The sequence below is a fragment of the Sphingobium sp. BHU LFT2 genome (genome assembly GCF_018604485.1).
GTDB classification, from domain to species: Bacteria; Pseudomonadota; Alphaproteobacteria; order Sphingomonadales; family Sphingomonadaceae; genus Sphingobium; species Sphingobium yanoikuyae_A.
On sequence record NZ_JAFCGW010000001.1, the window covers coordinates 662092 to 685435 of the forward strand.

General features: G+C 65.9%; 21 protein-coding genes. 6 read left to right on the forward strand and 15 right to left on the reverse strand.

Annotation, left to right across the window (positions count from 1 at the left end):
• Positions 1–4: 4 nt before the first annotated feature.
• From JQK15_RS03250 to JQK15_RS03270, 5 genes are read right to left on the reverse strand one after another with little or no spacing between them, the layout of a single operon-like run.
• Positions 5–1651, reverse strand: a complete 1647-nt coding sequence (locus JQK15_RS03250) for a class I adenylate-forming enzyme family protein (protein ID WP_214863397.1) — start codon at positions 1649–1651, stop codon at positions 5–7.
• A complete protein-coding gene (locus tag JQK15_RS03255) occupies positions 1648–2841 on the reverse strand; it encodes an FAS1-like dehydratase domain-containing protein (RefSeq protein ID WP_214863398.1) in 1194 nt (397 codons plus the stop codon). The genes JQK15_RS03250 and JQK15_RS03255 overlap by 4 nt, the downstream gene beginning before the upstream one ends.
• 6 nt (positions 2842–2847) lie before the next feature.
• Positions 2848–4173 carry an aromatic ring-hydroxylating oxygenase subunit alpha gene (locus tag JQK15_RS03260; protein ID WP_214863399.1) on the reverse strand — a complete coding sequence of 442 codons (1326 nt, stop codon included), beginning with the start codon at positions 4171–4173 and terminating at the stop codon, positions 2848–2850.
• A 13-nt stretch (positions 4174–4186) separates the two neighbouring features.
• Complete coding sequence (locus tag JQK15_RS03265; RefSeq protein WP_214863400.1) at positions 4187–5173, reverse strand: AraC family transcriptional regulator; 987 nt, start codon at positions 5171–5173, stop codon at positions 4187–4189.
• 14 nt (positions 5174–5187) lie between these two features.
• Complete coding sequence (locus tag JQK15_RS03270) at positions 5188–6165, reverse strand: enoyl-CoA hydratase/isomerase family protein (protein WP_214863401.1); 978 nt, start codon at positions 6163–6165, stop codon at positions 5188–5190.
• Positions 6166–6290: 125 nt separating this feature from the next.
• Here JQK15_RS03270 and JQK15_RS03275 point away from each other — a divergent pair, with 125 nt between their 5' ends.
• Positions 6291–7340 carry an AraC family transcriptional regulator gene (locus tag JQK15_RS03275; protein ID WP_214863402.1) on the forward strand — a complete coding sequence of 350 codons (1050 nt, stop codon included), beginning with the start codon at positions 6291–6293 and terminating at the stop codon, positions 7338–7340.
• Here JQK15_RS03275 and JQK15_RS03280 read toward each other — a convergent pair.
• From JQK15_RS03280 to JQK15_RS03305, 6 genes are all read right to left on the reverse strand, one after another.
• Positions 7337–8434 carry a glycosyltransferase gene (locus JQK15_RS03280; protein WP_214863403.1) on the reverse strand — a complete coding sequence of 366 codons (1098 nt, stop codon included), beginning with the start codon at positions 8432–8434 and terminating at the stop codon, positions 7337–7339. The genes JQK15_RS03275 and JQK15_RS03280 overlap by 4 nt on opposite strands.
• Positions 8431–9522, reverse strand: coding sequence for a sugar-transfer associated ATP-grasp domain-containing protein (locus JQK15_RS03285; RefSeq protein WP_214863404.1), 1092 nt, complete (start codon positions 9520–9522; stop codon positions 8431–8433). The genes JQK15_RS03280 and JQK15_RS03285 overlap by 4 nt, the downstream gene beginning before the upstream one ends.
• Positions 9523–9525: 3 nt before the next feature.
• Positions 9526–10332 carry an NTP transferase domain-containing protein gene (locus tag JQK15_RS03290; RefSeq protein ID WP_097385419.1) on the reverse strand — a complete coding sequence of 269 codons (807 nt, stop codon included), beginning with the start codon at positions 10330–10332 and terminating at the stop codon, positions 9526–9528.
• The gene (locus JQK15_RS03295) at positions 10332–11363 is read right to left on the reverse strand and encodes a D-alanine--D-alanine ligase family protein (RefSeq protein WP_214863405.1); all 1032 of its coding nucleotides are present in this window, start codon (positions 11361–11363) and stop codon (positions 10332–10334) included. The genes JQK15_RS03290 and JQK15_RS03295 overlap by 1 nt, the downstream gene beginning before the upstream one ends.
• A gap of 91 nt (positions 11364–11454) precedes the next feature.
• Positions 11455–12027 (reverse strand): NUDIX domain-containing protein, encoded by a 573-nt coding sequence (locus JQK15_RS03300; protein WP_214863406.1) that lies wholly within the window; start codon positions 12025–12027, stop codon positions 11455–11457.
• A complete protein-coding gene (locus tag JQK15_RS03305) occupies positions 12024–13646 on the reverse strand; it encodes an NAD(P)/FAD-dependent oxidoreductase (protein WP_214863407.1) in 1623 nt (540 codons plus the stop codon). Before JQK15_RS03305 ends, JQK15_RS03300 begins: the two co-directional genes overlap by 4 nt.
• A 118-nt stretch (positions 13647–13764) precedes the next feature.
• On the opposite strand from JQK15_RS03305, the gene JQK15_RS03310 reads away from it, so the two are divergent.
• Together JQK15_RS03310 and JQK15_RS03315 are read left to right on the forward strand one after the other, a co-directional pair.
• Entirely contained in the window at positions 13765–14172 is a 408-nt protein-coding gene (locus JQK15_RS03310) for a MerR family transcriptional regulator (RefSeq protein WP_125997270.1), read from the forward strand.
• Positions 14173–14229: 57 nt separating this feature from the next.
• Positions 14230–16032 (forward strand): acyl-CoA dehydrogenase C-terminal domain-containing protein, encoded by a 1803-nt coding sequence (locus JQK15_RS03315; protein ID WP_048936367.1) that lies wholly within the window; start codon positions 14230–14232, stop codon positions 16030–16032.
• A gap of 6 nt (positions 16033–16038) precedes the next feature.
• On the opposite strand, the gene JQK15_RS03320 is transcribed toward JQK15_RS03315, so the two are convergent.
• On the reverse strand, positions 16039–16923 hold the full coding sequence (locus tag JQK15_RS03320; RefSeq protein WP_214863408.1) for a DUF3617 domain-containing protein: 885 nt from the start codon (positions 16921–16923) through the stop codon (positions 16039–16041).
• A gap of 122 nt (positions 16924–17045) precedes the next feature.
• On the opposite strand from JQK15_RS03320, the gene JQK15_RS03325 reads away from it, so the two are divergent.
• Complete coding sequence (locus tag JQK15_RS03325) at positions 17046–18344, forward strand: APC family permease (protein ID WP_214863950.1); 1299 nt, start codon at positions 17046–17048, stop codon at positions 18342–18344.
• Between the two features lie 18 nt (positions 18345–18362).
• Here the strand turns inward: JQK15_RS03325 and dnaJ are convergent, their stop codons facing one another.
• Together dnaJ and dnaK are read right to left on the reverse strand one after the other, a co-directional pair.
• A complete protein-coding gene (gene dnaJ, locus JQK15_RS03330; RefSeq protein WP_069336877.1) occupies positions 18363–19502 on the reverse strand; it encodes a molecular chaperone DnaJ in 1140 nt (379 codons plus the stop codon).
• A gap of 103 nt (positions 19503–19605) precedes the next feature.
• Positions 19606–21504, reverse strand: coding sequence for a molecular chaperone DnaK (dnaK, locus tag JQK15_RS03335; RefSeq protein ID WP_004210200.1), 1899 nt, complete (start codon positions 21502–21504; stop codon positions 19606–19608).
• Between the two features lie 177 nt (positions 21505–21681).
• Here dnaK and JQK15_RS03340 point away from each other — a divergent pair, with 177 nt between their 5' ends.
• Positions 21682–22167 carry a copper chaperone PCu(A)C gene (locus JQK15_RS03340; protein WP_037506266.1) on the forward strand — a complete coding sequence of 162 codons (486 nt, stop codon included), beginning with the start codon at positions 21682–21684 and terminating at the stop codon, positions 22165–22167.
• Positions 22164–22628: a vgr related protein gene (locus JQK15_RS03345; protein WP_214863409.1), complete on the forward strand. Its 465-nt coding sequence runs from the start codon at positions 22164–22166 to the stop codon at positions 22626–22628. Before JQK15_RS03340 ends, JQK15_RS03345 begins: the two co-directional genes overlap by 4 nt.
• Before the next feature lie 9 nt (positions 22629–22637).
• On the opposite strand, the gene JQK15_RS03350 is transcribed toward JQK15_RS03345, so the two are convergent.
• The gene (locus JQK15_RS03350; RefSeq protein ID WP_214863410.1) at positions 22638–23264 is read right to left on the reverse strand and encodes a hypothetical protein; all 627 of its coding nucleotides are present in this window, start codon (positions 23262–23264) and stop codon (positions 22638–22640) included.
• Positions 23265–23344 lie beyond the last annotated feature (80 nt).

Here is a 23344-nt window from a genome sequence, read left to right on the forward strand (position 1 = left end):
CAAGCTATGGATGGCTGAGCCGCGCTACCGCGACCGCGCGAATGTCGGTGGCCTTGGCCTTTTCATTGCCGGTCAGGGCAAAATCCGCCTCGTCCAGCAGCAGCACTCGACGCGGCACCTTGAAGCTGGCCATGCGCGCCTTGAGATGGGCGATCAGGTCGCTTTCCGTCACCCGCGCGCCATCGACCGGGACGATGCAGGCGACCACCATCTCGCCCAGCAACTCGTCGGGCACGCCGACCGTCTGGCTGCGCTTGACGCCGGGGAAGGTCGCGATCGCCGCGTCCACTTCCTCGGGCGCGACATTGGCGCCGCCGGTCTTGATCATGTCGGTCAGGCGCCCTTCCCAGAAGAAGCGCCCCTGTTCGTCCACCCGCCCACCGTCGCCGGTGCGGTAATAGCCCTCCGCGTCGAAACATTCTTCCGGCATCTTGCCCAGATAGGCGGTCATCAGGGTCGGCCCCTTGATGCACATTTCGCCATGCAGGCCGACCGGCAGGATCGCGCGGGTCAGCGGATCGACGATCTTGAGGCTGTTGCCGGGCAGCGGCGCGCCGGCGCTGCCGCCATACTCCGCGTCGGACGTGTCCGCATCGAACGCCGTGCAGATCGTCATCGTCTCGGTCGTGCCAAAGGCCATGGGCGTGGTCCAGTCGGTATCGACCGTGGGATGTTCGCCGATCAACTCGCCCTTGGTCACATATTTGAGGCTGGAAAGGTCCGCGCGCGCCCAATTGTCCGCCGCCTGCACCCGCGCCCATTGGTGGGGCCGGCCGGTGAGGAAGGTGACGCGCTCCTGCTCGATCACGTCCAGCGCAGCGGCGGCGTCGAACACCGGTTGCAGCACCGCCGTCCCGCCGGTCGACAGCGCTGTGCCGATCACCAGGCTGATATTGCCCGACCAGAACAGGCCGTTGCCGGTCCAGCTCACCACCGGTTCGCGCATCGCGAAGACCCGCGGCCAGCGCCACCACTGGATGCAGAAGGCGCGCTGGGCATGGACGATGCCCTTGGGCAGGCTGGTGGTGCCGGACGAGAAGAAGATACCGCCATGATCGGATGGGGTGACGGTGGCAGTTCGCTGCGCCACCTGTGCATCGGGCACCGCCGCGCCGCTGGCGAGGAAAGCATCCCAGCCTTCATAGCCCGGCGCTGGCGGATCGGCATCGGTCACGCTGTCGAGTTGCACCAGCCGATGGAGAAACGGCCCCTTGTCCATGCCGGCCAGCATGGCAGCAAAATCCTTCTTCATCACCCGCGTGTCGAAGAGGAGGATGCCGATCGCCGAGGCCCGGACCAGATGGTTCAATTCCTCAGGCGTGGAAAAGCTGCTCAGCGCCACGGTCACGCCGCCCGCCATCGCAATGCCGAAGACGCTGGCGAGATATTCGGGCCGGTTCGCCATCAGCACACCGACCCGGCCATCCTTGCCCAGCCCCGCCGCGATCAGCGCGCGCGCGACCGCGACCGACCGGGCGTACAATTCCTCATAGCTCCAGTTGATGCGCCGGTGTGCGGTCCGCATGATGACCGCGTCGCGCGCGCCATGCCGGGCACATACCGCAGCCAGATAGGCCGGGATGGTCTGCGCCCCCTGCCCCGGCTCCTGCGCCAGCGGGGGGCCATAAACCAGCGAAAGCGGCGCGCTCAATAGGGCAACTCCACCTGCGCGGTGCCCTTCAATATCTCCTCGCCATCCTGGGTGGTCATCACCGTGCGGACCTTGACCATCGGCATGCCGAAGGGGGACCGGTCGATCTTCTCCACCACCTCGCCATCGACCCAGGTGACGTCGCCCTCGAACGCAGGCGACCGGAACTGGGTCTTGCTGTGCCAGACATAGCCGCCATGGCCGGCCCAATAGGCAATCGTGTCGAGATGCCAGGCATTCATCGACGCGCCGTAGCCATAGGCGCCGCCCATGCCGACATTCTCCGCCTTTTCGGCGTTGATATGGCCCGATGACGGGCCGTGATAGAGGCCATCGCCCATGCGGGGGTCGATCTTGCGCGCCTCATGGTCATAGCTCATGTCGGCGCCGAAGCCGGCATCCTCGGTCGCCGGATCATGAATGCCTTCGGGCGCGTTCCACGCCCAAGTCCCCCAGATATTCTGGCGATGGGCGCGGCATTCATTGGCGAAGCTCACCACCGAATGCGGGCCGATCACCCGGCGCGGCAGCCGGTCGCCCACCTTTACATCTGCATAGGCGGGCGAATGGCCGTCCCGGTTGGACAGGATCCAGTCATGACGTGCCTTGTGAATCTCTGCCAGTTCCGCCTTGGTCCAGCGCCGCGGGCTGCGCTTCTCCTTGGCATAGACGCCGCGCTTGTTCGCTTCCTCGACCAGATAGCGGATCGCGGTCGCCTGTTCCTTGGCCACCAGCGCGCCATGCTGGTTGCGGTGGATGGTGTCGCCGCGCGCGAACATGGTCGGGCCGGCAAAGCCGGTGTCGGCAATCGAATAACCGTCGAAGCGGCGGCTCTGCACCAGCTTGTCGCCGGGGCGGACGGGGGTGCCGTAAAACCACCATTCCTCGCCGGCGAAGATCAGGTGGGTGCCCGGCACCTTGCCGACGCAAGCCGGGTGGCAACCATGGCCATAGTCCATCGCCACGGTGAAGCTCTGCGGCGCGACGATGCCGCCGAAGCGCGAGGCGCGGGCAAATTGCTCGTCCCAGTGAATCGGATTGGGATAGTCCATCGCCTGCACCCAGCGACGAATGTCGGTCGCATTGCAGGGATCCCACATCTCCGCGAAGATCACCGGCTTGCCGATCCACTGGTCGACATCGCTGGTATCCAGCGTCAGCTTGCTGTCCTGCACATCCATATCGGCCATGATGTCCTACCCGATCACTTGCGGCGCGCCGGTGCCGAGATAGTCGGCCAGCACGCGGTGGAAATTGATGATCGCCCGTTCCTCGACCGGGCTGGGTCGCAGCCCGTCGCAGCCGCGCGAGCGCGGACCCCGCTGCACCGCGCCCATGTTGGAGAAATCCTGGCACAGCACCTTGCGCCAGCTTGCCTCGTCCATGTCGGGCTTGTGGAGATTGGCGGGTCGCGGCTCAGTGCCTTCGGGGAAGCGTTCGAGCGTATAGACCTCGAAGATGCAGCGATCGGGATCATGGCCGTCGGGCCGCGCGCGATAGCAGAGCGCGAAGGTCGGCCCGTGGATCACGACCGTGTTGGGGAAGATGTGCCAGACATTGCCCGCCGCCGCGAAATGGGCGGGGTCGATACGCGGCCAGTTCACCCCGCGCCTGGCATCCTCCTCCACCGTGCGGCGCATCAGATGCATCTGCACCTCGGCGGGCGGCGTCCCTTCGGGCAGTTCCTCGACCAGCAGATTGGCGACCCGCACCATCGTCTCGGTGGTGGTGCCGTTCACTTCCTCCCACAGCTGGTTGAGCGAATCCGCAAGCCCCTGCCGCATGTCGGCCGCGCCCGCCGCGCCGGCGGTCGCCCCGCCCGTGCCCTCGCGCGCCTGCGATCCGAACACGCCATGGATGCCGCGCCCGTCGCTCCAGGTCGGCTTGGGCGAATATTTGGTCAGTTGCGGATGGGTGCCGGCGACATGATAGCCCTCGTTGAACGCCTCGATCGCGACCTTCCAGTTGCAGGGGAAATGCAGCCATTGGCGCCAGCGATAGCGCATCTGCTCCAGCTCGAACGGGTCGAGCATCGATGCCGCCGGCTCCAGATAGTCACGCAGCGGCGGCGCGTCCGGGTCCATGCACACGAACACCCAGCCGCCCCATGTGTCGACGCGCACATCGCGCAGCCGCAGGTCATCGGCATTCAGCGCGTCGCCCCAGGCATCCTTGCGGACCACGCCGACATTATTGCCGTCCAGATCCCAGCTCCAGGCATGGAAGGGGCAGACCAGCCGCTTCGCATTGCCGCACCCTTCGGTCAGTTGCCGGCCGCGATGGCGGCAGACGTTGAAATAGGCGGCAATCCGGTTGGGCGCGGCGCGCACGACGATGATCGAATCGTCGACAATGTCATAGGTGACATAGTCGCCGACGTTCGGGATTTCCTCTTCGCGACAGGCGACCTGCCAGACTTTGGGCCATAGTTTCGCGGCTTCGGCATCGGCATAGGATTGCGAGACATAGGCGGTGTTGCCGATCAGGACCGGTGGCTCAGTGATGCTCCCTTGCATGGTCATGCGCCCCTCCCGCTCAATGCAGCGCAACCGGCGGCGGCGGCGCAGCCTCCGCGCGATAGTCGCTGGGGTTGCGGGCATAGACGCGCTTGAACATGCGGCTGAAATGGGCCGGGCTCTTGAAACCGACGGCATAGGCGATCTCGCTGATCGAGATGCCGGCCGCGTCGGATCGCGCCATCCAGGCCCGCGCCTGTTCCAGCCGGCGCTGCCAGATCAGATCGGAAAAGCTGGTGCCATTCTGCTTGAGCAGGGTGGTGAGATAGCGCGGCGAAATGCCACAGCCCTTGGCCGTCATCGCGGCGGACAGGCCCGGATCGGACAGATGAACCTCGACGAAGCGGCGCACATCGGCAAAGCGCTTCTCCACGACGGAAGGACGCGGCGGCACCGCGCTCACATCATGGCGCAGCCCCTGGCCGATCACCGCCAGCGCCGCTTCCACCAGCGTCCGCGTGGTTTCCTCCGCCACATCCGCATCGCGCTGGAACAGGCCGGCCAGGATGCCATCGGCGATCCCCAGTTCCGCCCGCTGCATCGGCAGCAATATGCCCGCCCCGGCATCGCAATCGACGAAGCCGCGCAGCACATGGGTCGGCACCGTCACATGCAGCACCTCATGCACGCCCTGCGCATCGGGCTGGCATTCGATCAGGAAGGGCGCGGTCGAGCGCGTCATCAGGAAATCGCCATATTGGGCGGCGCGGCTGCCAAGCTGGTTGGAAAAGACCAGTCGGCCACGCTTGACGAACCACAGGACGGTGAGGTCGGTGCCATCCTCGCGGATATGCTGGCGGGTGCGGCGGAAGAAGAGGCGGGTGGCCGATCGCAGCAGGATCGCCGCGCTGGGGCCGGCGGGCTTGCGCCGCGCCTCCACGTCGATGACGGAGCCTTCCTCCATCCAGTAATCGCCGCGATAATATTCCTGCTCGCGCTCGCCGCGAAACAGGTGCTGGCATTCGCGATAATTGCCCCGGTCGAGGGCGAAGAGCGTTTCGATCATCGCATCCGCTCCTTTCAGCGCTGAGCCCGACCGGCGCGGCTCAGCCGCCATTCCGGGGGATAGTTGAGGTCGTTATTCTTGACGGTGTGGGCGATGCCCTGGTCGAAGCCGCCAGCACCCAGATCGATATCGGTCGGCCGGTCGCTCTTCATCAGCGGCAGCATGCCTTCCAGCCAGCCGGTGAGCAGGCTGCCCATATATTCGCCGCGATATTGCTTATAGGCCTCGATGAAGGTCTTCTGCGCGACCACCACGTCGAGCGGCCGGGTGCGGGCGCAGGCATCGGCATATTTGTCCGTTTCCGCCTCCAGCGCGTCGCGTGGCACGACGCTGTTGACGAAGTTGCAGGCCATCATCTCGGCGGCGGTGAAGGGGCGGCCGGTGAACAGCATTTCGGAAAAGCGGCGGATGCCGACCATTTCCAGCCATTGCCACATGCGCGGCCCCCAGCCGGCATAGCGGAAGGAGGGATGGCCAAAGAGCGCGTCGTCGGACGAGACGATCAGGTCGGCGTCCGCGCACTGGTAGAAATGCCAACCATAGCAATAGCCCTTGGCCTCGACGATGCTGATCTTCTTGAATTCCTGTAGCGGCCGGTTGCCAGCATAGCCCTTGGCATAATGGTCGGTCAGGCCATGGAGAAAGCGATAGGAACCCGGCGGCGGATAGCGCACGTCGGGATCGTCAATCTCCAGGTCGGGCAGGAAATCATCATCCTCTCCCGGATGCAGATACATGTCGCCATGTTCGTTGATGTCGCCGCCCGATCCCAGATCCTGGCCGGCGCCGCGGATCACCAGCACCTTCACATCATCGTCGATATTCGCCTTGTGGACGATCTCGCCGAACAGCAGGCGCATGCCGATCGTCGTCGTGTTGGCCTTGCCCGGCCGGTCGAAGGTGACGGTCGCGATCTTGCGCGTCCGGTCCTTCTCATAATGCATGAACTGCGCCGCCTCGCGCTTGAGCGCTGCCGCGCTTGCCCTGGCCATGCCGCTCTCTCCCATCTCTCTTATGCCCGGCAGGCTGGCATGGGGCGGCGATGGCGTATTGGCATTAGGCGCAGCTTTATCGATATGATACGCAGCAAAGCGACGACGAGGCAGACAGGCGCGCGATGGAGGAGCAGGATTTTTTCTTTGGGCTGGAAGGCCCGCTGGAGGCGGTGCCGGCCGCCGGCCAGATGCGCGCGGCCAATCTGCGTGGCTTTTCCGACTATGTCCGCGCGCGCGGTGGGGCGCCGCGCCGCATTCTCGCCCAGCATGGCCTCGACCCGATGGTGCTGGCCGATCCCGACAGCCATATCGCCTGTCAGCAGGTGGCGGCGATGTTCGAATATTGCAGCCTGCTGTTCGACGATCCGCTGTTCGGCCTGCACCTTGCCGCCACCCAGGATGCCGACATTTTCGGCAGCGTCACCGCCGTCTGCCGCGCCGCGCCGGACCTGCGCGCCGCGATCGCCAGCCTGATCCGCTACCTGCCGGTCGCCCATTCGCCCGAGGCGCAGCTGGAACTGGTGGAAGATGGCGGCATGGCCGAACTGCGCTGGGTGGTCGGCGCCGATCTCGGCTTCAACGACCAGGCCAATTATCAGGCGATGATGCTGATCCTGCTGCTGTTGCGGACCGTCAGCGGCCAGCGTTTCCGCGCCGCCTGGGTGCAATTTTCCGCCGACCCCAGCCCACGCGAACTGATCGAGATAGAGGCGTTGCTGGGCACGGCCGTCCGCCCGCGCGCGCCGGGCAGCGCGATCGGCTTTTCCGCCGCCTTGCTCGACCTGCCGATCGCAACGGCCAATCGGCTGACCTATCGGCTGGTCGGCGGCTATCTGGGCCGGCTGCGCCTGTTCAACCATGCCGACATGGCGGAACGGGCGCGATCCTATGTGCGCGGCGCGTTGCCGGCGAGGACATGTGCCATCGAGCGCTGCGCCGACCGGATGGGCCTGTCGGTGCGGACGCTGCAAAGCCGGCTTGCCGCCCATGGCCTGCATTTCAGCGATCTGGTCGAGGAACAGCGCGAGCAACTGGCCCGCATCTATCTGCGCCAGACGCCGATGCCGATCGACGAGGTGGCGGAGCGGCTGGGCTATGCCGAACAGACCAGCTTCGGCCGGGCCTTCAAACGCTGGACCGGGCAGACGCCACGGCAATTCCGACAAGGCTAGCGCAGCAGCCGCACCCAGGCATCGGACAGCGCCTCCAGACCGAAATGGTCGATCCGGTCGCCGGGGCGGATCGCGGTGGCGAGATCCAGTTGCCGCGCCAGCGCATCGGCCATCGCCGCCGCATCGGCCGGGTCGACCAGCAGCCCGCACCGTCCATGATCCAGCAGGTCGACGGCGTTGCCGGCGCTGCGCGACGCGACGATCGGTACGTCCACGGCCATCGCCTCCAGCAGGACATTGGGTGATCCTTCCCACCAGCTGGGCAGGACGAAGGCATCGGCATGGGCCAGCCAGGGGAAGACATTGTCGACCGTGCCGGGCAGGTCGAGATCGTCGGCGATGCCCAGCCCCCGCGCCTGCGCCCGCAGGCTGTCACAGGCGCGGTCGCGACTTTCGCCCAGGATGATGAGGCGCGCCGGCCTTTGCCGCCGCAGCAGCGCAAAGGCCGCGAGCAAGGTGGCGAAATTCTTCTGCGGTGCCAGCCGGCCGATCGCCAGGATCACCGGAGGCGCGCGGCCCATCCAGCGATGCGGCACCGGTCCATCGGCCAGGAAGCGGGCAGCATCGGCGTCGATGCCATTGGGGATCACCGCCACCTTGCCCGCCCGCGCCGCGCCGGCAAAAGCGGGCGTATCCGCCAAGGTCGGCGACACCAGCACCAGATGATCGGCGTCGCGCGCCAGCAGCCGCGCCATCGCGGTGCGGCCAAGGCGCCCGAGCCCGCCCGACGGCGCACCCGCCGCGTTGCGCATGATGTCGTTGCTGATGCGATAGATGCGCCGCACGTCGCGCAGTCCCTGGCTCGCCGCCCAGGCCGTCCCATGGCCATGATTGCCCGCCGAAATCAGCGTCGCTTGCCCCCGCGATCGCAGATGCCGCCTTAGCGCCGCGATCGCCTGCCGCTTCTCGCGTGGGCGCGACGGGTTTGGCCCGGCCAGCAGCGCATGATGTGGCACGCCGGTCACGCCCTCGCCGCCCGGCAGCGCCGTCACCAGTTCGACATCCAGCCCGCGCGCCGCCAATTCGGCGGCAAGGATGCGGACATTGCGCACCACGCCGGTCGCGGCCAGCGCATGGACATAGAGAATGATCATGCCCGGCGCGCGTCGCGCTCGATCGCGCCGGCCGCCTGCCAGCGCTGCGAAGGCAGATGACGCAGATGATGGCAATAGAGCGCGCCCAGCCGGCTGTCCGCGAGTCCCTGGCCGCTGACCAGTTGCATGATGTCGGTGCCGGGGTTCCAATTGCCCTCGACCAGCACCGGGCCGTCCGGCGTCAGGCCAATATCCCAGCCGATCACGGTAAAGCCCGATCGGAAAGCGAGATGCGCCCGCAGCGCCAGCGCCACGGCGGCATCGAGATCGGGCACCGGCTGGCCGCTGATGGGCGCACCGGTCCGCGGATGCCGGTCACAGCGGATCGGCGCGCCGTCCGGTCCCGCCTGCCACACCGGGCCGCAGAACCCGTCGGCGTCGATCGACAGCACCAGATTGCCGGCATTGAAATTATCCACAGGGCGCCCGCCCCCGGCGGACAGGCGCAGCGCCAGCGCGCAGGCCTCGGGCGTGCCGACTTCGTCCAGGCAGGTGACCACGCGCAAGGTCGGCAGCGCGCCGGGCGACATGTCCGCCAGCGCGTCATGGGTGGCCAGGCAGCGCTGGATCACCCCGCCGGCCGCCCAGAGCGCAAGCAGGCGCATGCGCAGCGCGTCGTCGGCGATCGGACCTTCCGCGCCTTCCCAGCGCCCGCCCTTCTTCTCGAAACGCACCACACCCTGCCCCTTGGAGCAATAGCTGGGCTTGGCGATGATGACGCTCTGGCCATGCAGCCAGCTGGCGATATCGCTTTCCTCCAGCGCGAAACTATCCGGCACCGGCAATCCCGCCGCAACGGCATGGCGAGCGAAAAGCTGCTTGTTCTTGAGCGGATTGGCCTCGGCCGGAAAGGCGCCGGGATTGAGCAGCCGGTGCAGCCCCTTGCGATCGCGCATGCTGAGCCCCTGCGCCCGCACCGTCTCGCACAGCAGGCGCCGTTCCGATGCGGCCCAGCCGCTGCGCCCGCTCGCTGCAATCAGGCGGGCGATGGTTCGGCGACCGACCGGCCAGTGGCGACGCAATCCGTCATGATAGGCCGCCAGCAGGACATTGCCGTCCGCCGGGGGCAACGCGCGCAACGTGAACAAGGGTCAGGCCGCCTCGACCCGCGCCAGCCGCCGCTCCAGCAATTCGCTTGCCACGCCATGGCTGCGCGCATTGTCGACGTCGATCGCGACCGCGCCGTCGCTCAGGATCACCGGCGCGATCACCATGCGGAAGCGGCGGGAGAAACGCGCAAAGGCCTGGCCCAGCGTGCCGATGCCGAAGCGGAAACGGATCAGGTTGATAAGGCCGAAGGCGCCGATGATGCGCATCGGATGCTTCACGAACTGCCCGCCCGAGCGGAAGGTCTCGGCCGCTGCCAGCGCCTTTGCATCCTTCAGCCAATAGGTGTTGCAGTTGGAAAATTCGTCGTCGGCGAAGCGATAGAATTTGCGCTGCCCCTGCGGATGGGCCGCCAGCACCGACGCGCGCCGGGTGAAGGCGACGCCGGCGTTCGCGCCCTGCGCGGCGCAACCGTCCAGCATCTCGGCCAGCGCATCGGGCGTCAGCAGCACATTATCGGCGGTGGTGATGAGCAACGGGAAGCGCGCGCCATCGGCGGCTGACAGCACGGAGTCGACCAGATTGGGCCGGGCAGGAATAGCCACCAGCCGCCCGGTATTCCGTAGCCCGCGCAACTGGGGCAGCGCATCGAGCACCGCCACATCCTCGATCGCGACGCGGATTTCACCGATGCGCGGGCTGGCCGCCAGCGCCTCGATCACATGGACCAGCATCGGCTGGCCGACCACCGGGACCAGGCATTTATGGGTAACGCCCGCCGCCTGCGCGAGCGGATCGGTTGCGCCGTCGCGCTTGCCGGCAAGCACCAGCGCCGTTGCCGTGCCGGGCATCAGGCGGCCTCCAGCACCGGCATTTCGGTCAGCAGGCCATGCCGGGCTAGGCTGTGCGCGACGATGGTTTCGACCAGGCTCTGATGATCGACACCGATCGACGCGGCCGAGCGCGAGATCGTCTTCTTCGACCAGAGATTGCAGGACAGGTTCACTTCCATGAACAGCAGCTCGCCCGACGCCGGATCATAGCGATACTCGAACCGGCCATAGTCGAACGGCCAGAGTTCGGGCAGCAGGCGGCGGGTCATATCCTCCAGCCGCGTCCGCAGGTCATGGTCCTCGACCAGGATCAGCGGATCATCGCCCGCATCGATCAGGCCGCGCTTTTCCTCATAGCTGCGTTCGCGATGCGGATCGGCTGGCACATACATCATCGGCGGGAGAATCCAGGGCTGGCCACCGCTGCCGCCGACGACCGGCACGGCCACGTCGAGCAAGGGCGCCCAGGCCTCGACCAGCACGTCATGGCCCAGGCCATGGAGATGATCGGCATGGGCATGGGCGTCCGCCCAGCTGTCGACCATCGCGAGGCCCCAGGAGGCCGAGGAGGCGTTGGGCTTCACCACCAGCCGTTCCGCCTGGAATTCCGGGCCGGCCGGCATGGCGCCCCGACGCAGGATGCGCGCCGGCATGGTCGGCACGCCATGGGCGCGGGCAATCAGCTTGGAGAGATATTTGTCATCGGATACGCCACGGACGATCGGGCTTGCGCCCAGGAACGGCACGCCGCGCCAGGACAGCAGGAGCGGCGCCAGCATCTCGCTATTCTGGAATCCGCCGCGATTGAGCAGGGTGACAACGAAGTCGACATCGGGCTTGTCGAACAGCGCATCATAGCTGTCGGCGACCGCGACATGTAGGCCGATCGCCTCCAGCGTCGATCGCATCTCATGATGATAGACGGCATGATTGCCATCCACGCTGTCGGCGCCGCCGCCCTTGCAGGCATGCTTGGCCAGGAACAGGAGGCGCAGCCGGGCCTTGTCGGCCGGGGAGATGCGCATGCAACGGTCGATCGGGTTCAGCATGGCGCCGCAATAACGCGCGCCCGTTACGCTGGATTGACGGTGCGATGACGCCGGTTGGTCGATCCGGCGACAGGGTCGTTACGAAATGGCTTCAGTTTTCGGACAATGGCTCGAACAGGGCCGGGTGGCGCGCGCGCAGCGTCAGCAGCAGGATCACCAGCTTGCCATCCTGCAATTGCTGCGCCTCGAACCGGCGCCACAGGTCGGCGAGCGGCAGTTCATGGACCAGGATATTCTCCTGCTCCTCGACCAGGCCACCGCCATCCGCGACACGGTCCGCCGCGTAATAGGGTGCCAGGAAATAATCGATCTTCTCGGTGACGACGCTGGGAATGCTCCAGATCTGGCCGACCGGCTCCAATATGTCGAGCGCCACGCCCGCTTCCTCCAGCGCTTCGCGCTGGGCGCAATCGGCCGGTTCATCCTCCAATATGCCGGCGATCGCCTCCAGCATGTCGGGCAGGCCCGCGAGCATCACCGGCGTACGCGGCATCGAGACGACCAGCGCAACTCGCCGTTCCGGATCATAAGGCAGCACCGCAACGGCACGGCGCATCTCCACCACATGGCGGTCGCATTCCACGCCGTCGTCCATCCGCAGCCGCACCAGCCGCAGGTTGAGCCAGCCTTCATACAGGGCGCGGCTCGACAGGATTTCGGTCACGCCGCCACCATCTGAACCGCCACCGCCTCGGCCACCTTGATGCCGTCGATCGCCGCCGAGAGGATACCCCCGGCATAGCCCGCGCCCTCACCCGCCGGGTAGAGGCCGGCAACGTTGAGGCTCTGAAAATCCTTGCCGCGCGTGATGCGGATCGGCGAGGAGGTGCGGGTTTCCACGCCGGTCATCACCGCGTCGGGATCGTCATAGCGGGCGATCTGGCGACCAAAGGCCGGCAGCGCCTCATGAAACGCCTCGATCACATAGTCGGGCAGGCAGAGCGACAGGTCGGTCGGCGTCACGCCCGGCTTGTAGGAGGGCACGACCGACCCCAGCTGGGTCGAAGGCCGACGCGCGAGGAAGTCGCCGACCGTCTGCCCCGGCGCCCAGTAGGAGGAACCGCCTGCGACATAAGCCAGGCTCTCCCAATGGCGCTGCAGTTCGATCCCCGCCAGCGGTCCATCGGGAAAGTCGCGCGCCGGATCGATGCCGACGACCAGCCCCGAATTGGCGTTGAACTCGGCGCGGCTATATTGGCTCATGCCATTGGTGACGACGCGCCCTTCCTCCGAAGTGGCGGCGACTACCCGGCCACCTGGACACATGCAGAAGCTGTAGACGGTCCGGCCATTGGCGCAGTGATGGGCGAGGCTATAGGCCGCCGCACCCAAATCGGGATGACCGGCGCAATTGCCATAGCGCGCCTTGTCGACCCAGCTTTGCGGATGCTCGATCCGCACGCCGATCGAGAAGGGCTTGGGTTCGATATGCACGCCCTTGCCGTGCAGCATCTCGAAGGTCGGGCGGGCGCTGTGGCCCACCGCCATCACGACATGGTCGGCCTCGATCACGCTGCCGTCGTGCAGCACCAGCCCGCGCAACTTCTGCGTGCCGTCGCCCTGCCGTTCCAGCACCAGATCGTCGACGCGGTGCTGCCAGCGATATTCGCCGCCCAGCGACTCGATCTGCTTGCGCATCGCTTCGACCATCGAAACCAGGCGGAAAGTGCCAATATGGGGGTGCGCCTCCCACAAGATATCGTCGGGCGCGCCGGCGGCGACAAATTCCTCCAGCACCTTGCGGCCCAGGAAGCGGGGATCCTTCACCCGGCAATAGAGCTTGCCGTCGGAGAAGGTGCCGGCGCCGCCCTCGCCAAACTGGACATTGGAATCGGGATTGAGTTCGGCCCGGCGCCACAGGCCCCAGGTGTCCTTGGTCCGCTCGCGCACCACCTTGCCGCGATCCAGGATGATCGGCTTGAAGCCCATCTGCGCCAGGATCAGGCCGGCGAACAGGCCGCACGGCCCGGCCCCGATCACCACCGGGCGCTTGCCCTGCCAGCCGTCGGGCACATGGGCGACGAACTTGTAGCTGGTGTCGGGCGTCGGCCGGACATCATGATCCTTGGCAAAGCGCTCCAGCACCGCGGCCTCGTCCGCCACCTCAATATCGAGCGTATAGACCAGCTGGATCGCGCTGCGACGACGTGCATCATTACCGCGCCGCACGACGCTGTGGCCAAGCAATTGCTGCGGCTCCAGCCCCAGGCGTTCGCAGATGGCGACGGGCATCGCCTCGGCCGGATGGTCGAGGGGCAATTTCAAACCGGAAAGACGGATCATGGCGCCGCCCATAGTCGCAAATCGCCCGAAATGCTATTCCCCGAGGCCTTGGCACGGCCGATCGTCCTGCGCATCTTCTAACCTTGACGTAAACGTAAAGCCGTCATAGTCTTTGCTCATGAACACGCGCACCAGCATTGCCGGCATCGAGCTTCCCGATGACCGTGACCAGCAGAGCTATAGCATCACCGACCTCAGCGAGGAGTTCGGCGTCACCGCCCGTGCCCTGCGCTTCTATGAGGATGAAGGGCTGATCGCACCGGAGCGCCAGGGCCTGTCCCGCGTCTATTCGCGCCGCGACCGCGCCCGCCTTGCCTGGATCCTGCGCGGCAAGCGCGTGGGCTTCAGCCTCAACGATATTCGCGAGATGATCGACCTCTATGACGCCGACGAGGGGCATGAGGAACAGCGCCGCGTGACGATCGACAAGTGCCGCGCGCGCATCGACCTGCTGACCCGCCAGAAGGACGATATCGACGCCGCCATCGCCGAACTGGCGAGCTTCATCGGAACGATCGAGAAATAAGCCGGAGCCGCATCGTCGGCTCCCCCGCAGCAGAACAAAAACGCCTGGAGAAGATTCATGCCCAGCTACAACGCCCCTGTCCGCGACACCCGCTTCGTGCTCGACCATGTCGTCGGGCTGGAGCGCTACGCCAATCTACCCGGTTTCGAGAATGCGACCCCCGACCTGGTCGAAGCGATCCTGACCGAAGGCGGCAAGATCGCTTCGGAAGTGCTGTTCCCGATCAACGCCGTGGGCGACAAGGAAGGCTGCACCCGTCATGCCGACGGCAGCGTCACCACGCCGACCGGCTTCAAGGCGGCCTATGACCAGTTTGTCGAGGGCGGCTGGACCACGCTGCACGCGCCGACCGAATTTGGCGGCCAGGGTTTGCCCAATGTCGTCGCCACCGCCGTCACCGAATATGTGCTGTCGGCCAACCAGGCGTTCGAAATGTATCATGGCCTGACCGCCGGCGCGATCGCCGCGCTGATCGCCAAGGGCAGCGACGAACAGAAGGCCACCTATCTGCCCAACATGGTGTCGGGCGTCTGGACCGGCACGATGAACCTGACCGAGCCGCATTCCGGCACGGACCTCGGCCTCATCAAGACCAAGGCCGTGCCGAACGGCGATGGCAGCTTCGCGATCAGCGGCACCAAGATCTTCATCTCGGCCGGCGAACATGACCTGGCGGAGAATATCATCCACCTCGTCCTCGCCAAGACGCCGGGCGCCCCCGACAGCAGCAAGGGCATCTCGCTGTTCGTCGTGCCCAAGTTCATCGTCAATGAAGACGGCTCGCTGGGCGACCGCAATGCCGTGTCCTGCGGCTCGCTCGAACATAAGATGGGCATCCACGGCAACGCCACCTGCGTCATGAACTATGACGGCGCCAAGGGCTGGCTGGTCGGCGAGGAGAATAAGGGCCTGGCCGCCATGTTCATCATGATGAACGCCGCGCGCCTGGGCGTCGGCCTGCAGGGCCTGGGCCAGGGCGAGATCGCGTTCCAGAACGCCGTCCATTACGCCAAGGACCGTCGCCAGGGCCGCGCACTCACCGGCCCCAAGGAGCCGGAAGAAAAGGCCGACACGCTGTTCGTCCACCCCGATGTCCGCCGCATGCTGATGGAAGGCAAGGCGCTGACCGAAGGCCTGCGCGCGCTGATCCTGTGGGGCGCATTGCAGCATGACCTGTCGCACAGCGCCGCGACCGAGGAAGAGCGCCAGGCGGCCGACGATCTGCTGCAGCTGCTGACCCCGGTGATCAAGGGCTATGGCACCGACAAGGGCTTCGACGTTGCGGTGTCGAGCCAGCAGGTGTTCGGCGGCCATGGCTATATCTGGGAAAATGGCGTGGAACAGTATGTTCGCGACGCCCGCATCGCCCAGATCTACGAAGGCACCAATGGCGTGCAGGCGATGGATCTGGTCGGCCGCAAGCTGCCGATGAATGGCGGCCGCGCGCTCCAGGCCTTCCTCAAGATCCTGGCCACCGAAATCGCCGAGGCCAAGACCAACGAGAAGCTGGCGAGCTTCGCCGACGCGCTCGAAAAGGCCAAGGGCCAGCTTGAAGCGGCGACCATGTGGCTGATGCAGAACGCGATGAAGAACCCCGACAATGCCGGGGCCGGCGCGCATCATTACATGCACATCCTGGGCATCGTCGCCACCGGCCTGATGTGGCTGCGCATGGCGAAGGCCGCCACCGGCCTGCTCGACGCGGGCGAGGGCGATGCCGGCTTCCTGGAAGCCAAGCTGGTCACCGCGCGCTTCTTTGCCGAGCGCATCATGCCCGACGCCGGTTCGCTCCGCCGCAAGATCGAGGGCGGCGCCGACACGCTGATGGCGCTCGACCCGGACATGTTCCTGGCGGCCTAATCAGCCTTAATCCCGCCCTGCCGCGCCTTCGGGCCGGGAGGGCGGGCATTCGCCGATGCGGCGGCCGTTGAGTAGGTATCGCGCCTCGCCACGAGCGTTATCCATGTCGATCGCAGCGAGCATCACCCCTTCGATCGCGTCGGCCGACAAGCGCGCGCTCAGCCGCATGTCCATGGTGCCGTAACGCGACGGACAGGATCGGGTGACGCTGAGACGCCCTTCCTCCACTTCCATGCGTGCCAGCATGCAGCCCTTGAGCCCCTCGCGCTCGAAATGATCATCGACAAATTGCTGCAGCGTCTCCGCATCACTACGGCTGAGGCATAGTTGATATCGATAGCCCGGTGGCGCGGGCGGTGTTCCATTGGCCCGACGAGCACCCGGTAACTTGAACCCCACCATCTGGCCGAACATCCGCCCCTTCTCGATCTCCCACAGACCCGGCCTGATCCGGTAGCGCGATCCGGTCACGAGGATGTCCGCATCCCGCTCAACTGGCGGCAGGCTGATCTGCGGACCGGGCAGCGCGACCGAAGCGACCGGTTGCCGCGCCTGTTCCAGCGCAGCGGGACGAACAAGGACCACATCCTCCGCTTCCATATCCGCATCGACCAGCGCCGCGATCCGGTCGCTGACGCAGGCCTGGGCATCACGCCGTCGGCCATGGCCATCGGCGACACACTGGCGCACGAACTCGCACATCGCCTGATCGACCCGATCCTCGCCGCTGCTGCGCGTGATCGTGCAGCGGACGAGGTCGCGGCCGCGCACATCATAGTCGATACCGACCTTGCGCAGCTTGGCGGCGGTGACGACGATCGGATCTTCCGCATCGGCTGCGATGAGCGACAAGGACAGAAGCATCAACGCGCCTGTTGCGATCGGTCGCATGTCCCGCCTCTCCTGCCCTATCCTCGACCAAGGATCACCCGAAGCGCGCCGCCATGCAAGTCCGAACGAAGGCGCAACGATCCGCTCTGGCCCTGCCCCGCTTTCACCGATAGACAGGGATGATGGACAGCCCGCCGCCGGCACAGGATGTGATCCCCCACCGCCCGGTGCGGACGCTGGGGCTGGCCGCCTGCATCGCGCTCGTCATGGGCAATATGATCGGATCGGGTGTGTTCCTCCTGCCGGCCGCACTCGCGCCCTTCGGCTGGGATGCGGTCGCCGCCTGGGTCTTCACCATCGCCGGCTCCTTGATCCTGGCCTTCGTGATCGCCCGGCTGACCGTCGCCATGCCCGACGCCAATGCCGCGCAAATGAGCGCGCGCGCCTATGGTCCCCTGGCCGGCTTCGCGATCGGCTGGATCTACTGGCTGTCGATCATCATCACCAATGTCACGATCGCGGTCGCGGCCACCGCCAACCTGTCCAGCCTGCTGCCGGCGCTGAACCGGCCGGGCATGGGCGCGCTCTGTTCGATCGGCTTCATCTGGCTGACCACCGCGATCAACCTGCGCGGCGCCCATGCCGCCGGCACGGCGCAACTGGTGACGACGATCATCAAGGTCGTGCCCATCCTGGTCGTGCTGGTGCTGCTGGCGCTGACGATCGGGCGCGGCACGGCGGAAATCGTGCCCTTCCCGGCCCAGGGCCTCACTGGTAGCGGCATCACCGCCGCCGCCGCGCTGACGCTGTGGGCCCTGCTCGGTTTCGAATCCGCCTCGGTCGCGGCCGACAAGGTCAAGGATCCCGCCCGCACCGTGCCGCGCGCGACGATGATCGGCACGGCGGTCACGGGGCTGCTCTATCTGTTCGTCTGTTCCGGCATCGCCCTCACCCTGCCCGGCGCGGAAAGCCAGACCGGGTCGCCCTTCGGCGCCTATGTCACCCATTATTGGTCGGCCGGCCCCGCCAGCCTGATCGCGACCTTCGTCGTCATCAGTTGCCTTGGCGCGCTCAATGGCTGGACCTTGCTGCAAGGCGAAGTGCCGCTGGCGATGGCGCGCGCGGGCGAACTACCGGCCTGGCTGGCGGGCACGGATACGCGCGGCACGCCGGTGCGCGGACTGATATTGTCCAGCATCCTTGCCAGCCTGCTGCTGATTGCCAACAGCCTGCAGGGACTGGTGGCATTGTTCACCGCCATGGCGCTGCTCGCGACATCGGCGACGCTGTGGCTCTATGTGGGCTGTGCGCTGGCCGCGCTGCGCTTGCGGATTGCCGTACCCGCAGCAGCGGTCGGCCTCGCCTATGCCTGCTGGACTTTATGGGGCGCGGGCCTCATTCCCAGCGGCGCCAGCTTCCTGCTGATGGCGGGCGGCCTGCCCTTTTACTGGTGGGCGCGGCGCACCAGCGCCACGCCCTGATCAGCGATGTGGGGAGGATCAGTCCCCCCACAATTCCTTGAGCTTGCCGAAGAAGCCGCTCGATTGCGGGCATTCCTCGCCGGTCTCGGTCTCGCGGAAGGCTTCGAGCAGTTCGCGCTGCTTGGCCGTCAGCTTGGTCGGCGTCTCGACATCGACCTGGACGACCAGGTCGCCCTGACCGCGACCGTTCAGCACCGGCATGCCGGCGCCGCGCTGCTTGATCTGCTTGCCCGACTGGATGCCGCTCGGGATCTTGATCTCGTGCCGCTGGCCATCGAGGCCCGGCACTTCGATCATTCCGCCCAGCGCCGCCGTCGTGATGCTGACCGGCACGCGACAGAATAGCGTGGTGCCATCCCGTTCGAAGATGCTGTGCCGCTTCACATGCAGGAAGATGTAGAGGTCGCCTGCCGGCGCGCCACGCGCACCGGCCTCGCCCTCGCCCGACAGGCGAATGCGGGTGCCTTCGTCAACGCCCGCCGGGATATTGACCGACAGAGTCTTGGGCCGATCGACCCGGCCTTCGCCGCGACAGGATTTGCAGGGGCTTTCGATCACCTGGCCCGCGCCATGGCAGCTGGGGCAGGTCCGCTCGACCACGAAGAAGCCCTGCTGTGCCCGCACCTGGCCATGGCCATGGCAGGTGCCGCAAGTCTTGACCCCGGTGCCCGGCTGGGCGCCCGAACCTTCGCAACTGTCGCAGGCGGCCGAAACCTCGATCTGGATCTCGGTCTTCTTGCCATGATAGGCTTCGTCCAGCGTGATTTCGAGATCATAGCGCAGGTCTGCGCCGCGGCGCTGCTGCTGGCGTCCGCCACCACCGCCGCCAAAACCGGCCTGGCCAAAGATCGTCTCGAAAATATCGCCAAGGTCGGAAAAACCACCGGCACCGCCGTGGAATCCGCCACCGCCGCCGCCCTGTTGCTGCTGCTTGAACGCGGCATGACCGAACCGGTCATAGGCCGCCCGCTTCTGCGGGTCCTTCAGGCAGTCATAGGCTTCGGAAACGGCCTTGAACTTGGCCTCGCTGTCAGTGCAGCCCCCGGTCTTGTCCGGGTGATATTTCATCGCCAGCTTGCGATAGGCGCTCTTGATCGCGGCCCCGTCGGCTGTGCGTTCTACTTCGAGCAGTTCGTAATAGTCGATTTCGGTCGTCATCTCGCCCTCGGCGCGCACGGTCCCCGGCCTCGCTCCGAACGGATGCACTGGTCAGAAACCAGCCTGTCCGCCCGAAGCGAAGTCGAGGAGCGTTTCATGGGGCTTACGCCTTGTTGTCGTCCACTTCGGAGAATTCGGCGTCGACGACGCCGTCATCGGCCTTCGGCGCTTCGGCCTCCGGCGAGGCTGCAGCAGCCTGCTCCTTCTCGTAGATCGCCTGGCCCAGCTTCATCGCGACGGTCGCGAGTTCCTGCGCCTTGGCCTTCATGGCTTCGGCGTCGCCGCCTTCGATCGCCGACTTGGTTTCGGCAATCGCGGCTTCGATCTCGCCCTTCAGCGAAGCGTCGACCTTGTCGCCATGTTCGGCCAGCTGCGCCTCGGTCGTGTGGACCAGGCTTTCGGCGTTGTTCTTGGCTTCGGCCGCTTCACGACGCTTCTTGTCCTCTTCGGCGAAGCGCTCGGCATCCTTGACCATCTGGTCGATGTCGGAGTCGCTGAGGCCGCCCGAGGCCTGGATGCGGATCTGCTGTTCCTTGCCGGTGCCCTTGTCCTTGGCGGACACATTGACCAGGCCGTTGGCGTCGATGTCGAAGGTGACTTCGATCTGCGGCACGCCGCGCGGCGCCGGCGGGATGCCGACCAGGTCGAACTGGCCGAGCAGCTTGTTGTCCGCCGCCATTTCACGCTCGCCCTGGAACACGCGGATGGTCACCGCCTGCTGATTGTCGTCGGCGGTCGAATAGACTTGCGACTTCTTGGCGGGGATGGTGGTGTTGCGGTCGATCATGCGGGTGAACACGCCACCCAGCGTCTCGATGCCGAGGCTCAGCGGGGTCACGTCGAGCAGCAGCACGTCCTTGACATCGCCCTGCAGCACACCGGCCTGAATGGCGGCGCCCATGGCGACGACTTCGTCCGGGTTCACGCCGGTGTGCGGTTCCTTGCCGAAGAATTCCTTCACGGCTTCGCGCACCTTGGGCATGCGGGTCATGCCGCCGACCAGAACGACTTCGCTGATTTCGCTGGCGGTCACGCCGGCGTCGGCCAGAGCCTTCTTGCAGGGCTCCATCGTGCGCTTGATGAGGTCGGCGACCAGACGCTCCAGATCGGCGCGGGTGATCGTCTTCACCAGATGCTTGGGACCATTCTGGTCCGCGGTGATGAAGGGCAGGTTGACTTCGGTCGACTGGGCCGAGGACAGCTCGATCTTCGCCTTTTCAGCGGCTTCCTTCAGACGCTGGAGGGCCAGCTTGTCCTTGGTCAGGTCGATGCTTTCTGCCTTCTTGAAGTCGGCAGCCAGATATTCCACCAGCTTGGCGTCGAAATCCTCGCCGCCCAGGAAGGTGTCGCCGTTGGTCGACTTCACTTCGAACACGCCATCGCCGATCTCCAGGATCGAGATGTCGAAGGTGCCACCGCCAAGGTCATAGACGGCGATGGTCTTGCCGTCCTGCTTGTCGAGGCCATAAGCGAGCGCGGCCGCTGTCGGCTCGTTGATGATGCGCAGCACTTCGAGGCCCGCGATCTGGCCGGCGTCCTTGGTCGCCTGACGCTGGGCATCGTTGAAGTAGGCGGGAACGGTGATGACCGCCTGCGTCACGGTTTCGCCCAGATAGCTCTCGGCGGTTTCCTTCATCTTCTGCAGAATGAAGGCGCTGATCTGCGACGGGCTATATTCCTCGCCACCGGCCTTGACCCAGGCGTCGCCGTTCGGGCCCTTCGCGATGTCGTAGGGGACGAGTTCCATGTCCTTCTTGGTCATGGGATCGTCGAAGCGGCGGCCGATCAGGCGCTTCACCGCGAAAATCGTGTTGTCCGGATTGGTGACAGCCTGGCGCTTGGCCGGCTGGCCGATCAGGCGCTCGCCATCCTTGGCGAAGGCGACGATCGACGGCGTGGTGCGCGCACCTTCCGCATTCTCGATCACCTTGGGCTTGCCGCCGTCCATCACAGCGATACAGCTGTTGGTCGTGCCAAGGTCGATACCGATAACTTTTGCCATTTGTGTCCTCTTTGAACCCCAAAATAAATTCAGCGGTTGACGGCCCAATACCTCACGTAAGCGCCAAGGCAAGGCCGGTTTGCGCAAGGGATATAGGCGCGCTTTCGCTTGGCACAAGGATCAGGCGCGATTAGTCAGGCATTGACCGGAAACGAGACAGTCACGGAGCCCTGATCCATGCGTGCGCCCCTTGCCCTTATTGCCCTCGCCGCGCCGCTGGCCCTTGCCGGCTGCGGCGACCCTGCGCCCAGCTATGTCGACCAGGCCTGGGTCCGGCTGTCACCCAACAAGGATACGCCCTCGGCCGGCTATTTCGTGGCGCATGGCGGCGATGCCGGGGTGCAGTTGCGCGGGGTGATGACCGACTATGCGCTCAAGGTCGAGATGCATGAGAGCGTCGGCAAGGACGGCATGATGTCGATGCAGCCGATCGAGAGCGTCGATGTGCCGGCCAAGGGCACGGTGGCCTTCGCGCCGGGCGGCAAGCATCTGATGATCTGGGGCGTCAACGATACCGCGATCAGCCGGGGCAAGATGCAGCTGACCTTCCTGATGTCGAACGGCGACCGGTTGCTGGTCGACGCGGTGATCCGCAAGCCCGACGGCAGCGCACCGGCGGCGCCTGCTGCGGGCAATGCGACGGAAGAGCATAAGGCGCATTGACCAGCCGTCCGCTGACACTTGAGGAGGCCGCGCTCGCCCGGACGATGTTCGGCGACGCGATCGCCTATGACCGGGTGCGCGTCCACAACCGCAAATGGTGGCCGTTCCAGCCGCGCGCCGTGACCATGGCGCCTGACGGCGATCTGTGGTTTCACCCCGAAGGTGGCCTATTCTGCGACGATTTCTGCGCCAGCCCGCTCAGCCTGCAGGGCCTGTTCATCCATGAGATGACCCATGTCTGGCAGGCGCAGCGGTCAGGCAAATATTGGCTGCCGCTGATGCGCCATCCCTTCTGCCGCTATGATTATGTGATCGAACCGGGCAAGCCCTTTGCCCGCTACGGCATCGAGCAGCAGGCCGAGATCGTCCGCCATGCCTTCATCCTGCGCCAGGGCGGCCGGGTGGAAGGCAAGCCGGGGATCGCGGTTTATCGGGCGCTGTTGCCGTTTGCCGTGACCTGATCGCTCCCCTTACCCCCCATGGCCGCTGCGGCAGCCATCGGGGACGACGCTGCGGCTAAGCGAGGCGGTGGAGAAGATATCGGCTTCGGGCAGGCTGTGGCTGTAGGTGAGGACCGCGCTGGTCAGCCGCTCCGTCGCGTCATCATTGGCGTCATGGATCGTCGCCGCGATGATCGCGCCGTCGTCGAGCACATCATAGGTGCGCAGATTGCCGTCATCGGCCACCGCGATGCGCGAAACCGGGCCATAGCGACCGCCGGTCTCCCGCCCCAGAAACTCCTTGGCGACCAACTTGCGGTTGGCATCGACGCCACAGGCGGCGGCCGCGAGTGACGGCGAAGTTGACACTTCACCAGTGCGCACGTCGAGATGCTGCGCCTCCCCGGTCGCGCAATTGGCGACGATCCGGTCGCGCGGAGTTTCGACCCGGTGACGGTCGCCCTGATGATATTCGGCCGCCCATTCCTTGAGCTGCACTTCCTCGCTGGGCGTCACCACATTCCAGGTGCAGACCGCATATGTCGCTTTCGTTGTCCGCGTCAGCGCGAGCACCGCGTCCACATCTTTAGGGGGAGCCGCCGCCGTCAGCAGCAAGGGCAGCAGGATCATCCCCTGACGTCCAACAGGTTTCCGCATCGCCGGCACCTCCTTGATCGATCAGCACCCAAGCTAGAGCCTGATCGCGCGCTGGCAATGGGCAAAGAAAAAGGGCGGAC

What these genes read in the sequence shown, in the direction of transcription:
- JQK15_RS03255 (WP_214863398.1), bottom strand. Translation starts at nt 2,841, where the DNA reads ATGGCCGATATGGATGTGCAGGACAGCAAGCTGACGCTGGATACCAGC.
- JQK15_RS03260 (WP_214863399.1), bottom strand. Translation starts at nt 4,173, where the DNA reads ATGACCATGCAAGGGAGCATCACTGAGCCACCGGTCCTGATCGGCAAC.
- JQK15_RS03265 (WP_214863400.1), bottom strand. Translation starts at nt 5,173, where the DNA reads ATGATCGAAACGCTCTTCGCCCTCGACCGGGGCAATTATCGCGAATGC.
- JQK15_RS03270 (WP_214863401.1), bottom strand. Translation starts at nt 6,165, where the DNA reads ATGGCCAGGGCAAGCGCGGCAGCGCTCAAGCGCGAGGCGGCGCAGTTC.
- JQK15_RS03275 (WP_214863402.1), top strand. Translation starts at nt 6,291, where the DNA reads ATGGAGGAGCAGGATTTTTTCTTTGGGCTGGAAGGCCCGCTGGAGGCG.
- JQK15_RS03280 (WP_214863403.1), bottom strand. Translation starts at nt 8,434, where the DNA reads ATGATCATTCTCTATGTCCATGCGCTGGCCGCGACCGGCGTGGTGCGC.
- JQK15_RS03290 (WP_097385419.1), bottom strand. Translation starts at nt 10,332, where the DNA reads ATGCCCGGCACGGCAACGGCGCTGGTGCTTGCCGGCAAGCGCGACGGC.
- JQK15_RS03295 (WP_214863405.1), bottom strand. Translation starts at nt 11,363, where the DNA reads ATGCTGAACCCGATCGACCGTTGCATGCGCATCTCCCCGGCCGACAAG.
- JQK15_RS03305 (WP_214863407.1), bottom strand. Translation starts at nt 13,646, where the DNA reads ATGATCCGTCTTTCCGGTTTGAAATTGCCCCTCGACCATCCGGCCGAG.
- JQK15_RS03310 (WP_125997270.1), top strand. Translation starts at nt 13,765, where the DNA reads ATGAACACGCGCACCAGCATTGCCGGCATCGAGCTTCCCGATGACCGT.
- JQK15_RS03315 (WP_048936367.1), top strand. Translation starts at nt 14,230, where the DNA reads ATGCCCAGCTACAACGCCCCTGTCCGCGACACCCGCTTCGTGCTCGAC.
- JQK15_RS03320 (WP_214863408.1), bottom strand. Translation starts at nt 16,923, where the DNA reads ATGCGACCGATCGCAACAGGCGCGTTGATGCTTCTGTCCTTGTCGCTC.
- JQK15_RS03325 (WP_214863950.1), top strand. Translation starts at nt 17,046, where the DNA reads ATGGACAGCCCGCCGCCGGCACAGGATGTGATCCCCCACCGCCCGGTG.
- dnaJ (WP_069336877.1), bottom strand. Translation starts at nt 19,502, where the DNA reads ATGACGACCGAAATCGACTATTACGAACTGCTCGAAGTAGAACGCACA.
- dnaK (WP_004210200.1), bottom strand. Translation starts at nt 21,504, where the DNA reads ATGGCAAAAGTTATCGGTATCGACCTTGGCACGACCAACAGCTGTATC.
- JQK15_RS03340 (WP_037506266.1), top strand. Translation starts at nt 21,682, where the DNA reads ATGCGTGCGCCCCTTGCCCTTATTGCCCTCGCCGCGCCGCTGGCCCTT.
- JQK15_RS03350 (WP_214863410.1), bottom strand. Translation starts at nt 23,264, where the DNA reads ATGCGGAAACCTGTTGGACGTCAGGGGATGATCCTGCTGCCCTTGCTG.